Source organism: Pseudomonas sp. Y3 TE3536 (assembly GCF_053629175.1).
The window spans coordinates 3,509,346-3,524,253 of sequence record NZ_JBRJHU010000001.1 but is presented as its reverse complement, the minus strand read 5'-3'; the positions used below and the strand labels follow the sequence as shown (position 1 = coordinate 3,524,253).

Genomic DNA, 14,908 nt, shown 5'->3' with positions numbered 1-14,908 from the left:
GTGTGTAGGAGCAGCCTTGTGCTGCGAAGAGGCCGGTGACAACAAAGGTGATGTCGGTTGCTATCACCGGCCTCTTCGCAGCACAAGGCTGCTCCTACAACGATCAGGCAGGCGCGCTATGTTTAGTGAAGGCTGATGTAAAGGTTGCCATTCACTGCTTTAATCAACCTTACGCCGCATGTGAGTATCAAAGGCATGACTCCCGCCCAGCCTATCGCCCCACCGTCGTCCCGCCCTTCGCTGCCGAAGGCCAGGAGCCGTGCTGGGGAAAATCCGCTGGTCCACATCATCCTCGCCTTCTGGGCTTTGTGGCACTGCCGTCACGCGCGCCCACCGGACACTTCGCTCACGCCATTGTGACCCCACCCGGCCACCGTCTGGCCGTTTGAATCAACTGGGCCGCCAGCATGCGCGGTGGCCCTGTGCGCCCGTGAGCGAATTCATCATGCACTTTGCACCCGTAGAGCACGCCAGCCAATTCCTGGCCGACAACCCCGATATCGAGCTGTTCGAGCTGTTCATCCTCGACGCCAATGGCGTCCCCCGCGGCAAGCTGCTGCACCGCGAGGAACTGCTGGCGGTCTACCAGACCGGCCGCCCGCTGCCCAGCACCATCCTGGGCCTGACCCTCAATGGCGATGACGTCGAAAACTCTGGCCTGGTCTGGGACGTTGGCGACATCGACTGCCGCGCCTACCCGCTGGAAGGCAGCTTGGTGCGCCTGCCCTGGCGGCGCGTACCCACCGCCGCAGTGCAGGTCAGCATGCACCCCAGCGAAGGCCTGCCGGCGAGCATTGCCGACCCACGCCATGTGCTGTTGCGCACGATCGAAGCGCTCAAGGCCGATGGCTACCACCCGGTGATGGCGTGTGAGCTGGAGTTCTACCTGCTCGACCAAAAACGCGATGCCCAGGGCCGCCCGCAGCCGGCCCTGGACAACGACGGTGGGCGCCCGCGCAGTACGCAGGTGTATGGCCTGCGTGAACTGGAACAGATCGAGCCCTTCCTCGCCGACCTTTACGCCGCGTGCAAAGCCCAGGGTATCCCCGCCCGCACGGCGATCTCCGAGTACGCACCTGGCCAGGTGGAAATCACCCTTGAGCACGGCGATGCGCTGCTGGCCATGGACCAGGCCGTGCGCTACAAGCGCCTGGTCAAAGGCGTGGCCCATGCGCATGGCATGCAGGCTTGTTTCATGGCCAAACCCTTTGCACAACTGGCCGGCACCGGCATGCACATGCACCTGAGCCTGGCCGACAGCGCCGGCAACAACCTGTTCGCCAGCGAGGACAAGGCCGGTACGCCGTTGCTGCGCCAAGCGGTGGCCGGCATGCTGCGCCACCTGCGCGATTCGCTGCTGCTGTTTTGCCCCAATGCCAACTCGTTCCGCCGCTTCCAGGCCAACAGCTACGCGCCACTGGCGCCCACCTGGGGCGTCGACAACCGCACGGTCAGCCTGCGCGTACCGGGCGGACCGGCCAACAGCCGACACGTGGAGCACCGCATCTGCGGTGCCGATGCCAACCCGTACCTGGCCGCAGCGGCCATCCTCGCCGCCAGCCACCGCGGCATCCGTGAACAGCTGGACCCCGGCGCCCCCGTTGAAGGCAACGGCTATGCCCAGGCCACCGAGCACTTGCCCACCGACTGGCTGACCGCCCTGGATGCCCTGCAGCATTCGGACTGGGCCCGGGAGGCACTGGGCGATGAATTTCTTGGGGTGTACCTGAAGGTCAAGCGCGCTGAGTACCGCCAGTTCATGGCCGAAGTCAGCGAACAGGACTGGCGTTGGTACCTGCACCAGGCCTGAGCCCCATTCATAACAAGGAACACCCATGAACGCAGCATTGAACAAGGGACCGGCCCAACGCGCGCCGTCCTATTACAGCGCCACCCTCAATGACCACACGCAGTACCCGACCCTCAAGGGCACCGTGCACGTCGACGTGGCCATCATCGGCGGTGGGTTCACCGGCGTGGCCACCGCCGTGGAATTGGCCGAGCGCGGCCTGAAGGTGGCCATTGTCGAAACCAACCGCATCGGCTGGGGCGCCAGTGGGCGCAATGGCGGCCAGGTGACCGGCAGCTTGTCGGGCGACGAAGCCATGCGCACGCAAATGCGCGATCGCCTGGGCAGCGAGGTGGATGATTTCATCTGGCACCTGCGCTGGCGCGGGCACCAGGTCATCGAGCAACGGGTGGCACGCTACGGCATCGACTGCGACCTCAAGCGCGGCCACCTGCATGCCGCGATGAAGCCGTCGCACTTGAACGAACTGCGCGGTTTCGCGGCCGAGGCAGAGCGTCGCGGCATGGGCGATCAGGTCGAGATGCTCGACCGCAGCGCCATGGCCCAGCACCTGCAGAGCCCGCTGTACCTGGGCGCCTTGAAAAACCGCCGCAACCTGCACCTGCACCCGCTCAACCTGTGCCTGGGCGAGGCCCGCGCCGCCCACAGCCTGGGCGCGTTGATCTTCGAGCATTCAGAGGTGCTGGACATCGTCCACGGCCCGCGCCCGGCAGTGGTGACCGCCGAGGGGCGCATCGAAGCCCGCCAGGTGATGCTGGCCGGCGATGTCTACCACAAGCTGGAGCAACGCAAGCTCAAGGGCAAGATTTTCCCGGCCATGGGCGGCATCGTTACCACTGCGCCGCTGGGTGAACTGGCCGAGCAGATCAACCCGCAGGACCTGGCGGTGTATGACTGCCGCTTTGTCCTCGACTATTACCGCCTGACCGCCGACAAGCGCTTGCTGTTTGGCGGCGGCGCCAACTACTCCGGGCGTGATTCACGCGACATCGAAGGTGAACTGCGGCCCTGCATCGAACGCACCTTCCCGGCGCTCAAAGGGGTGCCGATCGAGTTCCAGTGGAGTTGCGCCATGGGCATCGTGGTCAACCGCATCCCGCAACTGGGCAAGCTCTCGGACAATGTCTGGTACTGCCAGGGTTACTCCGGGCATGGCATTGCCACCAGCCACATCATGGGCGAGATCATGGCCGAAGCGCTGACCGGGACACTGGAGAAGTTCGACACTTTCGCGCAGTGCAAGCACGTGCGGGTGCCGATGGGGGACTTGCTGGGGAATCCGCTATTGGCGGCAGGGATGTGGTACTACCAGATGCTCGAGAAATTGCGCTGATTTCACCGGCCCTTTCGCGGGCAAGCCCGCTCCTACAGTGAGATACCTGTAGGAGCGGGCTTGCCCGCGAAAGGGCCAGCAAAGCCAGCCCAGAATACAGGCTCAAGCGATCTTCTTGAGCCCTTGCTTCTTCAGCTCTTCATCGCGCAACTCACGGCGCAGGATCTTGCCCACGTTGGTGGTCGGCAACGTATCGCGGAACTCGATGTAGCGCGGCACCTTGTAGCCGGTGACATTGGCGCGCATATGCTCCATCACCTGCTCCTTGGTCACGGTCATGCCCGGCTTGACCACGATGAACATCTTGATCACTTCGCCCGACTTTTCGTCCGGCACGCCGATGGCCGCACACTGCAGCACACCTGGCAAGCCGGCCAGCACGTCTTCCAGCTCGTTGGGGTACACGTTGAAACCGGAGACCAGGATCATGTCCTTCTTGCGGTCGACGATACGCATGTAGCCGTCCGGCTGGATCAACGCGATGTCGCCGGTCTTGAGCCAACCCGCGCTGTCGAGGATCTCGGCAGTGGCGTCCTCGCGCTGCCAGTAGCCCTTCATCACTTGCGGGCCCTTGATGCACAGCTCACCCACCTCGCCCAGCGGCAGTTCATTGCCACTGTCGTCGATGATCTTGCACAGCGTCGAAGGTACCGGAATACCGATGGTGCCAACCTGGTTGGCCTCGGACGGGTTGACGGCGGCCACCGGGCTGGTTTCGGTCATGCCGTAACCTTCGCAGATGGCGCAACCGGTAACGGCCTTCCAGCGCTCGGCCACGCTCAATTGCAGGGCCATGCCGCCAGACAAGGTGATTTTCAGCGCAGAGAAGTCCAGCGCGCGGAACCCCTCGTTGTTGCACAGGGCGACGAACAAGGTGTTGAGGCCAACGAAGCCGCTGAATTTCCACTTGCTCAGCTCTTTGACCATCGCCGGCAAATCACGCGGGTTGCTGATCAGCACGTTGTGGTTGCCGATCAGCATCATCGCCATGCAATGGAAGGTAAAGGCATAGATATGGTAAAGCGGCAGCGGTGTGATCAGGATTTCGCAGCCTTCATGCAGGTTCGAGCCCATCAGCGCCCGGCATTGCAGCATGTTGGCCACCAGGTTGCGGTGGGTCAGCATCGCGCCCTTGGCCACGCCCGTGGTACCGCCGGTGTATTGCAGCACGGCGACATCATTGGGTTGCGGGTTGGCCTCGGTGACCGGCTGGCCCTTGCCCAGCGCCAGGGTGTCGTTGAAGCGCACAGCACGCGGCAGGTCATAGGCCGGCACCATCTTCTTCACGTACTTGATCACACTGTTGATCAGCAGGCGCTTGAGCGGCGGCAGCAGGTCGGCCACTTCGGTGACGATGACATGCTTGACCTGGGTCTTGGGCACTACTTTTTCGGCCAGGTGGGCCATGTTGGCCAGGCACACCAGCGCCTTGGCACCGGAATCGTTGAACTGGTGCTCCATCTCCCGCGTGGTATACAGCGGGTTGGTATTGACCACGATCAGCCCTGCACGCATGGCGCCGAATACCGCTACCGGGTATTGCAGGACGTTTGGCAGTTGCACGGCAATGCGATCACCCGGTTTCAGGTCGGTGTGTTGCTGCAGCCAGGCGGCAAACGCCCCCGACAGCGCATACAGCTCGCCATAGGTGATAGTCTTGCCCAGGTTGCTAAAGGCCGGTTTGTCGGCAAAGCGTTGGCAGGATTGCTTGAGTACCGCCTGGATATTGGGGAATTCGTCAGGATTGATTTCCGCCGTAATCCCGGCTGGGTATTTATCCTTCCAAAAATGTTCGATCATGGAAGCCCACTCCTTCAGCAACAGCGAAGTTCGATTCACGCGTCGATGCGCTTATTATTGATATGTGATGGCGGCTCATTGCAAACCGGATCATCTGAAAGCGGCCCGAGAGTAACAGCTTTGCCAGGGGTCGCCTAGAGGCCAAAACAGGCCTCACGGTCACAAAAATGACTCAATGAACGATACAAGTCATTTTTAGAGTATTTATCCAAAATGTCGCAAAACGGGCCAAAAGGCCCGTTCCAGAGGTATCCTGCACCGCTATCAAGCGATGTCACGTAACTCGCGCCGCAAGATCTTGCCCACTGGTGTCATCGGCAACGACTCGCGCAGCACGATGTGCTTGGGCACTTTGTAGCCGGTGAAATTGGCTTTGCAGTACGCCTTCAGTTCATCGATGCTCAAGCCGCCCTCGCGCGGCACCACGAACAGTTTCACCGCCTCGCCAGAACGCTCGTCCGGCACGCCGATGGCCGCGCAGTTGGCTACCTGCGGATGGCCCATGATCACATCCTCGATTTCGTTGGGGTACACGTTGAAACCCGAGACGATGATCATGTCCTTCTTGCGGTCGACGATGCGGGTAAAGCCATCCGGGTCGATCACCGCGATATCACCCGTCTTCAGCCAGCCTTGTGCGTCCAGGGTCTGCGCGGTGGCCTCGGGTTGCTGCCAATAGCCCTTCATCACCTGCGGGCCCTTGATGCACAGTTCACCCCGCTCGCCTAGCGGCAGCTCGTTGCCGTCGTCGTCGATTACCTTGAACGCCGTGCCTGCCACCGGGATACCCACCGTGCCCAGCCGCGCCAACTGGCCATAAGGGTTGGTACTGGCGACCGGCGAGGTTTCGGTTAGGCCATAACCTTCGACGATGCGGCAGCCCGTGAGGCTCTCCCAGCGCTCGGCGGTGGCCTTGACCAGCGCGGTGCCACCGGAGTTGGTGACCTTCAGCGCAGAAAAATCCAGTTGCCGGAAGCCGGGGTGGTCCATCAGCGCGACGAACAGCGTGTTGAGCCCCAGCAGGCCGGAAAAACGCCACTTGCCCAACTCCTTGATGAAGCCGGCAATGTCCCGCGGGTTGGTGATCAACACATTGTGGTTGCCGGTGACCATCATGCACATGCAGTTCGCGGTAAAGGCATAGATGTGATAAAGCGGCAGGGGCGCGATCATTACCTCCTGGCCTTCTTTGATCATCTTCTGCCCGTCTGGCCCATGCTGCGAGAAACACGCCAGCACTTGGAGCATGTTGGCCACCAGGTTGGCATGGGTGAGCATCGCGCCCTTGGCCAGGCCGGTGGTGCCGCCGGTGTATTGCAGCACGGCGATATCGTCCAGGCTAAGCGGCACCGGGTTGTGGCTGAGCGAGCGGCCCTCGCGCAGCACCTGCTTGAATGACACCGCCTGGGGCAATTGATAGGCCGGCACCATCTTCTTCAGTTTGTCGACCACGGTGTTGATCAGCCAGCCCTTGGCGGCGGGCAGCAGGTCGCCCATCTTCGCCTCGATCAAATACTCGATACCGGTATCGGGCAGCACCTCCTGCACGCGCTTGCCGAACATGTTCAGGTAGACCAGCGCGCGGGCGCCGGAGTCCTTGAACTGGTGGCGCATTTCACGCTCGGTGTAGAGCGGGTTGGTGTTGACCACGATCAGCCCCGCACGCAACGCGCCGAAGACCGCGATCGGGTACTGCAGGACGTTGGGCATCTGCACGGCGATGCGGTCGCCCGGTACCAGGTCCGTGTGTTGCTGCAGCCAGGCGGCGAAGGCTGCCGAATGGCGCTCCAGCTCGGCGTAGGTCAGGGTCACGCCCAGGTTGCTGAACGCCGGGCGGTCGGCGAAGCGCTTGCAAGAGCGCTCGAACACCTCGACGACGGAGGTGTAGGCATGGATGTCGATGGTGGAAGGCACGCCCGCCGGGCGCTTGTCATTCCAGAAGTCGGCTTGCATTTATTATTGTTCCTCTGCCTGGACCTGCTGCGGGGGGTGTAGCGGGTCGTTTAGTCCTTTGACCTGATCGCCAATGGCAAACAGGCGTTTAACCGACGTTAGCAGGTAAGCCCAAGGCGGCATATACGCCAAGCTCCGCCATTAACATTGTGAATCTTATTTGTGCCCTTCCTGCAATCCAGCCGGTTGCGCATACACTGTGCTCGTACCCCCCGCGCAAAGGACCGGCCATGCCCCACGACGCCTTCTGGCTGCCCGCCAGCGAGCATTGCAGCCTGTACGTACACCAATGGCTGCCGGCCACGCCGGTCAAGGCCGTGGTGCTGCTGGCCCATGGCATGGCCGAGCACGCCGGGCGCTACCAGCGCCTGGGCCATGCGCTGAGCGAGGCCGGCTTCGCCCTGTTCGCCCCCGACCTGCGCGGCCACGGTCGCACCGCCGAACTGGGCAGCCTCGGCCTGTTCGCCCGCCATCATGGCTGGAATGCCGTGGTCAATGACCTCGGCTTGCTCGCCCAGCACATCGGCCAGCAATACCCCTGCACGCCGCTGTTCCTGTTCGGCCACAGCATGGGCAGCTACATTGCCCAGGCGTACCTGCTGCACCACAGCGCCAGCCTGCACGGGGCGATCCTCAGCGGCTCGAACTTCCAGCCCGCGGCGCTGTACCGCGTGGCGCGGCTGATTGCCCGGGTCGAGGCCTGGCGCCAAGGGCCGCTGGGCAAGAGCGCGCTGATCGAGTGGCTGTCGTTCGGCTCGTTCAACAAAGCCTTCAAGCCCAACCGCACCGCCTTCGACTGGCTAAGTCGCGACCCTGGCGAGGTGGACCTGTACGTGAATGACCCCCTGTGTGGCTTTCGCTGCAGCAACCAGTTGTGGCTCGACCTGCTGCAAGGCTTGGCGCAGATCAGCCAGGCAAGTAACCTCGCGCAGATCGATCCGAACCTGCCCCTGCTGGTGATTGGCGGTGAATGTGATCCGGTCAGTACCGGCAAGCGTCTCACCCATCTGGCCGACGCGTTACGCGCGACCGGCAACCAGCATGTACAGCTGCGCATCTACCCAGAGGCACGGCACGAAGTGCTCAACGAAACCAACCGTGACGAGGTCACCGCCGATATTCTCGGCTGGCTCGAACAGGCGCTGGCCCTTGGCCGCCCTGCGCGCAGTGAATGATAGCCGCCCTCGCCCACCGCTTAAGGAAGCCCCGATGTCCCAGGTCACCAACACGCCTTACGAAGCCCTTGAAGTCGGCCAGACAGCCACCTATGAAAAGTCTGTGGAAGAACGTGACATCCAGCTGTTCGCCGCGATGTCCGGTGACCACAACCCGGTGCACCTGGATGCCGAGTTCGCGGCCAAGAGCATGTTCCGTGAGCGCATTGCCCATGGCATGTTCAGCGGCGCGCTGATCAGTGCGGCGGTGGCGTGCACGCTGCCTGGCCCTGGCACCATCTACCTGGGCCAGAAGATGAGCTTCCAGAAGCCGGTGAAGATTGGCGACACCCTGACCGTGCGCCTGGAAATCCTCGAGAAGCTGCCCAAGTTCAAGGTGCGGATCGCCACCAATGTGTACAACCAGAACGATGAGCTGGTGGTCGAGGGCGAGGCCGAGATCCTGGCGCCGCGCAAGCAGCAGACGGTCGAGCTGGTATCGCCACCGAATTTCGTGGCCAGCTGATTTCAACGTGGGTTTCTTCGCAAGGACAGCCCCTTGATTGAGTGGGAGCGGGCTTGCCCCGCGAACACCGGCGAAGCCGGTGCCCTGCACCGCGTGAACCCTTCGCGGGGCAAGCCCGCTCCCACAGGGGCAGTACTGCCCGCTCATTTCAGTGCCTGGAGCCGCCGCTCGATATGCCGCCGCTCCGGCGCCTGCCGGGTCAATGCCAACGCCTGCTGCCATGCCGCACGGGCCTCTTCGACATGGCCCAGTTGAGCATGCAGCTCCGCCCTTGCCGCATGCGCCAGGTGATAGTCGTGCAGCTCACCCGCCGCCAGGATCGCCTCAAACTCCGCTAGCCCCACCTGCGGCCCATCCCGTTTCGCCAGCGCCACTGCCCGGTTGAGCGCCACCACCGCCGACGGCCAATGCCGTTGCAACACGTCATACAGCCCGACGATCTCGTCCCAGTCCGTGTCATCCGCCGTGGCCGCCTCGGCATGCACCGCGGCTATCGCCGCCTGCACGGTATAGGCGCCATAGCTGCGGCTTCGCAGGGCATGGCGCACCAGCTCACAGCCTTCTTCGATGCGCTCACGGTCCCACACGCTGCGGTCCTGCTGTTCAAGCACCACCAGGTTGCCCTGCGCGTCGATGCGCGCACGCTGCCGCGATGCCTGCAACAGCATCAGCGCCAGCAAGCCGATCACCTCCGGGTCTGGCAGCAATTGCCCCAGCAGGCGGCCGAGCCGGATCGCTTCGTCTGTCAGGTCCTGCTGCAGCAAGGCGTCGCCGGACGAGGCCGAATAGCCTTCGTTGAACACCAGGTAAATCACCCGCAACACGCTCTCGAGGCGCTCGGGCAACTCATCGAGCGCCGGCACCTGGTAGGGGATGCCCGCGTCGCGGATCTTGGCCTTGGCGCGCACGATGCGTTGGGCGATGGTTGCCGGGCTTTGCAAAAACGCCCGGGCAATCTGCTCGGTGGTCAGGTCGCAGACCTCGCGCAGGGTCAGCGGCACCTGCGCGTCGGCGGCCAAGGCCGGGTGGCAGCAGGTAAAAATCAGCCGCAGGCGATCATCGCTGAGCAACGCTTCTTCGCTGGGGTCTTGCACCTGGCCTTCCAGCAGCATGATCAGGTCCGCCTGAGAGCGGTCGAAGCGGGCACGTCGGCGCAACGCATCAATGGCCTTGAAGCGGCCGGTCGACACCAGCCATGCCCGAGGGTTAGCGGGGATACCATCGCGCTGCCAGCGCTCAACAGCGATGAAGAACGCATCGTGCATGGCCTCCTCGGCCAGGTCGAAGTCGCCCAACAAGCGGATCAAGGTCGCCAGGATGCGCCGCGAATCGCGACGGTACACCGCCTCGACTTCGGCGCGCACCTGCGCCAGCCCTGCCATCAGTCCGGCATCCGCTGGGTCACCACCTCCACCAGGCGGTCCAGGCTTTCTCCCCAGCCTTGGTGGAAGCCCATTTCTTCATGGGCACGGCTGTCGGCGGCGCTCCAATGCCAGGCGCGGGCGGTGTAACGGGTCTTGCCGTGCTCCTCGTCGAAGGTCACCACAGCGGTCATGAACGCTTTGTCAGAAGGTACCCAGCCCGGCCCGAAGGCGTCGGTAAACACCAGGCGCCTCGGCGCGGCAATCTCCAGGAACACGCCCTGGGTCGGGTACTCGGTGCCATCCGCGGCCCGCATCAGGGTGCGGAACAGGCCACCGACCCACAGTTGCATTTCGCATTCCGGGGTGGTCATGCCGTGCGGCCCCCACCATTGCATCAGCCACTGGGGCTCGGTCCAGGCGCGGAACACCTTGGCCGGGGGCGCGTCGATCAATCGGCTGATGGACAACTCGTGCTGCGCTTGCGCAGGGTGTGCAAGGCTCATGCTGGTGGTTCTCCGTGAGTGTCAGGGTTGCAGTTCGCGCACAGGTCGCACTTCAACGCTGCCGACCCTTGCGGCGGGGATGCCTTTGGCGATGTTCAGCGCCTCGTTCAGGTCTCGGGCATCTACCAGATAAAAGCCGGCCAGTTGTTCCTTGGTTTCGGCGAACGGGCCATCGGTGAGGCTCATGTGCCCACTGCGCACACGCACCGTGGTGGCGGTTTGCACCGGCTTGAGCGCCTCGGCCGCGAGCATGCGCCCAGCGCCCTGCAACGCCTCGGCATAGGCCATGCATTCGGCGTCTTCCGGGCTGTCGGGCAGGCTGTGCAGCAGCCCTTCGTCACAATAGACCAGGCACAGGTATTTCATGGTCGCCTCCAGGGCATTGGCAAAGTGCGTTTGGCGATATCAGATCAGGGCTTCAGATCGAACAGGGCTTTTTGCGTTTCCATGTCGAACGGTGCCGACCAGTGTTCATGGATGACTTGCCATTGCCCGCCCTGGCGACGATAGCCGACTGTGGCGCGCATGAAGCCGCATTGGCTCTCGTCGTCCGACGGGCCGCAGCGGTTCAACCAGTGCGCCAGGCCCAGGTCGCCGTCGGCGTATACGGTGAGCTCGGCCAGCTCGAAGATCATCGGGCCGGTGCACAGGCCCATGCACATTTCCCAGTGGGCCTGGTAAACAGCCTTGCCTTTGAATTGCAGGGTTTTGATGGCATCGAAGGCGACGATGTCGTCGGCATAGGGCGCAGTGATGCCGGGGATGTCACGGTCGCGCACGGCCTGCATCCAGCGGTCGATCAATTGGCGGAGTTCGTTTTCGGATGCGGTGCTCATGGGGGGCCTCCGATCGTTCGTCAGGTTTGGGCACAGGTGGGGCCTGTGCTTTCAACTGTTAGTCGAACGGTAGCGGGGGAAATCGACAGGTCGGTGAAAATAAATGGGCTTGAGATTAGGTGAGGGCTACAAGGTGCTTGCCTCGGGTTATTTAGCGCCTGGGAGATCGAGCGCCGCCCGCGCGGCGCTTCGCAGCACAAGGCTGCTCCTACATCTGTTTCCGGCCAGTAAAGCCTGTGAGAGAGGCGCGCGACCGCCTTGTTTGTCCGTCTCGATATCGTGTCAGGCGCCTAGGGACCGCGCGCTAATGCCTCAGGAATAATTGGCCCGAAACAGATGTGGGAGCAGCCTTGTGCTGCGAAGCGCCGCGCGGGCGGCGCTCGATCTCCCAGGCGCTGAAAGACCCAAGGCAAGCACCCTGCCTTACACCCCAGGGCTGGCGAGAATGAACTCGCGATACCCCGAAACAATCACGTAAACCGCGAAATAGCAGAAAATCGCCGCCGACAGCAGGTACGACCAGGTCAGCAATCGATCCCCCAGCAATCGCCCTCCGTGGCTGGCAATGCCGCACAGGCTCAGGCACCAGACCAACCCCGCCGCAAAAAAGCCGCTGAGGAACAACCCAGCCTCCAGCAAGCTGCCACCACCGGAACGGGAAATCAGCACCCCACCCACCGCCGCGAACCACAAAATCGCGGTGGGTGAGGACATGGCCAAAAAGATCCCACGCAAGAACTCGCGCCAGCCCGACTCCACCACCACGTCTGCCCGCGTGTCCATGTGCCCGCCGCGCCACGCCGCCAGCAGCATCTTCACTGCGAACCACACCAGCAGCGCAGAACCGCCCAGCCACAAGGTCCAGCGCACGCTTTCAAACTGCAGCAGCACGGTCATCCCGGCCAGTGCGGCAACGGCATAGATCAAATCCCCCACACAGGTCCCCAGCCCCAGCCAGAAACCCTTGAGAAAACCACGCTGCATGGCCAAGGTGATCATGGCGATGTTGGCGATGCCGATGTCCAGACACAGGGACAGGCTGAGGAGAAAACCATTGGAGAAAGGCATTGAGCACTCGATGACCGGCCAATTAAGCGCCGTAGAGCCTGCCACGAGTGATCAGGGGATGGGAAGAAGAAGTGTTCGATCAGGCAAAGGCCGCCTGCTCGAATACTCAGGATTTTTCATCACCCGCCAGCACCCGCGCATAACGCGCGCGATCCACGTTCGCCCCGCTCAGCACCACGGCCACCCGCCGGCCCACTTGCCGCTCGCGCTCCTGCATCAACGCCGCCAGCGCCGCAGCGCCCGCACCTTCGGCGGTGTTATGCGTGGCCTCGTGGTACACGCGCATGGCTTCGGCGACTTCACTGTCACTCACCCGCACGATGCGCGCGGCATGCTCGCACACCAAGGCGAACGCCTCCGGGTGCGGTACCCGGCAGGCCATGCCATCGGCGAAGGTGTCGGCAGTGGCAGTGGTGACGATGCGCCCGCGCTCGAAGCTTTGCGCATAGGCATCGGCCGCGCTAGACACCACCCCCACGATCTCGGTCTTCAACCCCAGCAGGTTGCGTGCCTGGATCAGCCCGCAGATGCCCGACCCCATGCCGATAGGCACGTATACACAGTCCAGCTCAGACACGGCCTCGAACAGTTCCAAGGCATAGGTGGCTACCCCGCGCACCAGCTCCGGGTGAAACGATGGCACCATCATGTAGCCCAATTCGTCAGCCAGCCGGGCCGCCTCTTCACGGGCCACATCAAAATCGACACCGTGCTCTACCAGCTCGGCACCCAGGGCGCGCATGGCGGCGTTCTTCTCGGTGGAGTTGCCTTCGGGCACCACGATCACCAAGGGTATGCCCGCCTGGCGTGCGGCCAGTGCCATGCTCTGGCCATGGTTGCCGCGCGTGGCGGTGACCAGGCCACGGGGCGGCGCGCCATCCGCCAGCAGCGAACGCACGTAGACCAACCCGCCCCGCACTTTGAACGCCCCGGTGGGCGCGTGGTTTTCATGTTTCACCCACACTTGGCAACCCAGTCGCTCGGCCAGCAAAGGCCAGGCGTGCTGGGGCGTTGCGGGCACATGCTGGTGAACGAAGTCGGCGGCTTCGCGCAGGGCTTTCAAGTCGAACATGGCGATCATCCCTCATCGGTAGGTGGTTGATCCGATCCTAAGCGCCGGGCATTGTATGGGTACAACCTTATATTGCATGGGTAGCAATTTCGTGTGGATCCCAACGCTTGTGGATGATGACCAACCCCGCTACCTGGCCTTGGTCGATGCGATTGCCGACGCCATTGAGCGCGGCGAGCTCAAGGTCGGCGACCGCCTGCCACCCCAGCGGCGCCTGGCCTGGAAGCTCGACCTCAACCCCAGCACCACCCAGCAGGCCTACCGTGAAGCTGCCGCGCGCCACCTGGTGGCAGGTGAAGTCGGCCGCGGCACCTACGTGCTGGCGGGCAGCAAGGAAGCGACGCTGTTTCGGCTCAAGCACCACGATGGGCAACAGCCGTTGATCGACCTGTCGACCAACGTCCCGGTGGCCGATCCGCACAATCAGGACCTGCAAAGCAGCCTGCGTAACCTGCTGGAACGGCACGAGAGTGGCCTGCTGGATCATTACCTGGGGCCCGAGCAGTTACTGCTGGGCCGCATTCATGGCGCGCAATGGCTGGCCAATCGCGGCTTGGCCCTGCCCCCGGACGCACTGCTGCTCAGTAGCGGTGCGCAACAGGCACTGACCCTGGTACTGCAGTCGTTCTGCCAGGCCGGTGAGCCGGTCATGCTCGAAGCCTTGACCGCACCCGGTATCAAGGCGGCCTGCCGGCAGTTGCGCATGCCCGTGCATGGTGTGGCGTTGGACAGCCAAGGCCTGCGCCCCGACGACCTTGACCGCGTCGCCCGCGCCAGCGGTGCCCGTGTGCTGGTGACCACACCCACCCTGCACAACCCTACCGGCGCCTGCATGGATGACGCTCGCCGCGAAGCGCTCGCTGCGGTCGTCAAACGCCTGGGGCTGCTGGTGATCGAGGACGATGTCTATGGCGCACTCAGCGACAGGCCGCCGCTCTATCCCCTGTTGGGCGAGCAAGGGATTTTCATCAGTAGCTTGTCCAAGACCGTGGCTGCCGGGTTGCGCCTGGGGTGGATCGTGGCCAGCCCACAGTTGCTGGCACAGGTCGACCCGCATGCCCAAGCCAGCCACTGGCCTGTATCGCCGTTGAACCTGCACATCGCCTGCCAGTGGATCGAAGACGGTACGGCTGCGCGGCGGCTGGCCTGGCAGCGGGCGGAAATTACCGAGCGTTGGCGCCTTGCGCGAAGGCTGCTGGGCGATGGCCTGCACAACACAGCGCAGCCTTCACCCCACGCATGGTTGGCCACACCGCAGGGTGCGGAGGGGGTGGTAAGACGGTGTCGCGAGCAGGGTGTGGAAATCGTCCCGGCCAGTGTCTTCGCCATTGGTGCGACCGAGGTGCAGGCGGTGCGTATCAGCCTGTCGGCGGCGGCTAGCCGGGCCGAGCTGAAACGCGGGCTGGAGGTGGTGCGCCAGGTACTGTCCAGCCCATGACACCGAGGCCGGCCTGGCCACCTCTTCGCGACGGCTCGGCGCGAAGAGGCG

The 14,908-nt window shown here is 63.5% G+C and carries 13 protein-coding genes; 5 read left to right on the top strand and 8 right to left on the bottom strand.

Annotated elements, in window-relative coordinates; translation table 11 throughout:
• The first annotated feature begins 445 nt into the window (after positions 1–445).
• Positions 446–1,810 carry a glutamine synthetase family protein gene (locus AB7M33_RS15875; protein WP_454243104.1) on the top strand — a complete coding sequence of 455 codons (1,365 nt, stop codon included), beginning with the start codon at positions 446–448 and terminating at the stop codon, positions 1,808–1,810.
• 25 nt (positions 1,811–1,835) lie between these two features.
• Positions 1,836–3,143: an NAD(P)/FAD-dependent oxidoreductase gene (locus AB7M33_RS15870; protein WP_099430156.1), complete on the top strand. Its 1,308-nt coding sequence runs from the start codon at positions 1,836–1,838 to the stop codon at positions 3,141–3,143.
• 102 nt (positions 3,144–3,245) lie between these two features.
• On the opposite strand, the gene fadD1 is transcribed toward AB7M33_RS15870, so the two are convergent.
• Positions 3,246–4,943, bottom strand: coding sequence for a long-chain-fatty-acid--CoA ligase FadD1 (gene fadD1 / locus AB7M33_RS15865; RefSeq protein WP_027593151.1), 1,698 nt, complete (start codon positions 4,941–4,943; stop codon positions 3,246–3,248).
• 264 nt (positions 4,944–5,207) lie between these two features.
• Positions 5,208–6,896 carry a long-chain-fatty-acid--CoA ligase FadD2 gene (gene fadD2 / locus AB7M33_RS15860; RefSeq protein WP_454243103.1) on the bottom strand — a complete coding sequence of 563 codons (1,689 nt, stop codon included), beginning with the start codon at positions 6,894–6,896 and terminating at the stop codon, positions 5,208–5,210.
• A 230-nt stretch (positions 6,897–7,126) separates the two neighbouring features.
• Here fadD2 and AB7M33_RS15855 point away from each other — a divergent pair, with 230 nt between their 5' ends.
• Together AB7M33_RS15855 and AB7M33_RS15850 are read left to right on the top strand one after the other, a co-directional pair.
• Positions 7,127–8,071: an alpha/beta hydrolase gene (locus AB7M33_RS15855; RefSeq protein ID WP_252825373.1), complete on the top strand. Its 945-nt coding sequence runs from the start codon at positions 7,127–7,129 to the stop codon at positions 8,069–8,071.
• A 34-nt stretch (positions 8,072–8,105) separates the two neighbouring features.
• Positions 8,106–8,576, top strand: a complete 471-nt coding sequence (locus AB7M33_RS15850) for a MaoC family dehydratase (protein WP_099430159.1) — start codon at positions 8,106–8,108, stop codon at positions 8,574–8,576.
• A 143-nt stretch (positions 8,577–8,719) separates the two neighbouring features.
• Here AB7M33_RS15850 and AB7M33_RS15845 read toward each other — a convergent pair whose 3' ends face one another.
• The 6 genes from AB7M33_RS15845 to AB7M33_RS15820 form a co-directional block, all read right to left on the bottom strand.
• Positions 8,720–9,958, bottom strand: coding sequence for an RNA polymerase sigma factor (locus tag AB7M33_RS15845; protein WP_454243102.1), 1,239 nt, complete (start codon positions 9,956–9,958; stop codon positions 8,720–8,722).
• A complete protein-coding gene (locus tag AB7M33_RS15840) occupies positions 9,958–10,443 on the bottom strand; it encodes an SRPBCC family protein (RefSeq protein ID WP_454243101.1) in 486 nt (161 codons plus the stop codon). Before AB7M33_RS15840 ends, AB7M33_RS15845 begins: the two co-directional genes overlap by 1 nt.
• A 21-nt stretch (positions 10,444–10,464) precedes the next feature.
• On the bottom strand, positions 10,465–10,809 hold the full coding sequence (locus AB7M33_RS15835) for a YciI family protein (RefSeq protein WP_027593157.1): 345 nt from the start codon (positions 10,807–10,809) through the stop codon (positions 10,465–10,467).
• 44 nt (positions 10,810–10,853) lie between these two features.
• On the bottom strand, positions 10,854–11,279 hold the full coding sequence (locus tag AB7M33_RS15830; protein WP_454243100.1) for a YybH family protein: 426 nt from the start codon (positions 11,277–11,279) through the stop codon (positions 10,854–10,856).
• A 423-nt stretch (positions 11,280–11,702) separates the two neighbouring features.
• Positions 11,703–12,347, bottom strand: a complete 645-nt coding sequence (locus AB7M33_RS15825) for a LysE family translocator (protein WP_027593159.1) — start codon at positions 12,345–12,347, stop codon at positions 11,703–11,705.
• Positions 12,348–12,453: 106 nt separating this feature from the next.
• On the bottom strand, positions 12,454–13,419 hold the full coding sequence (locus AB7M33_RS15820) for a threonine dehydratase (RefSeq protein WP_027593160.1): 966 nt from the start codon (positions 13,417–13,419) through the stop codon (positions 12,454–12,456).
• 76 nt (positions 13,420–13,495) lie between these two features.
• Here AB7M33_RS15820 and AB7M33_RS15815 point away from each other — a divergent pair, with 76 nt between their 5' ends.
• Entirely contained in the window at positions 13,496–14,857 is a 1,362-nt protein-coding gene (locus AB7M33_RS15815; RefSeq protein WP_454243099.1) for an aminotransferase-like domain-containing protein, read from the top strand.
• Positions 14,858–14,908 lie beyond the last annotated feature (51 nt).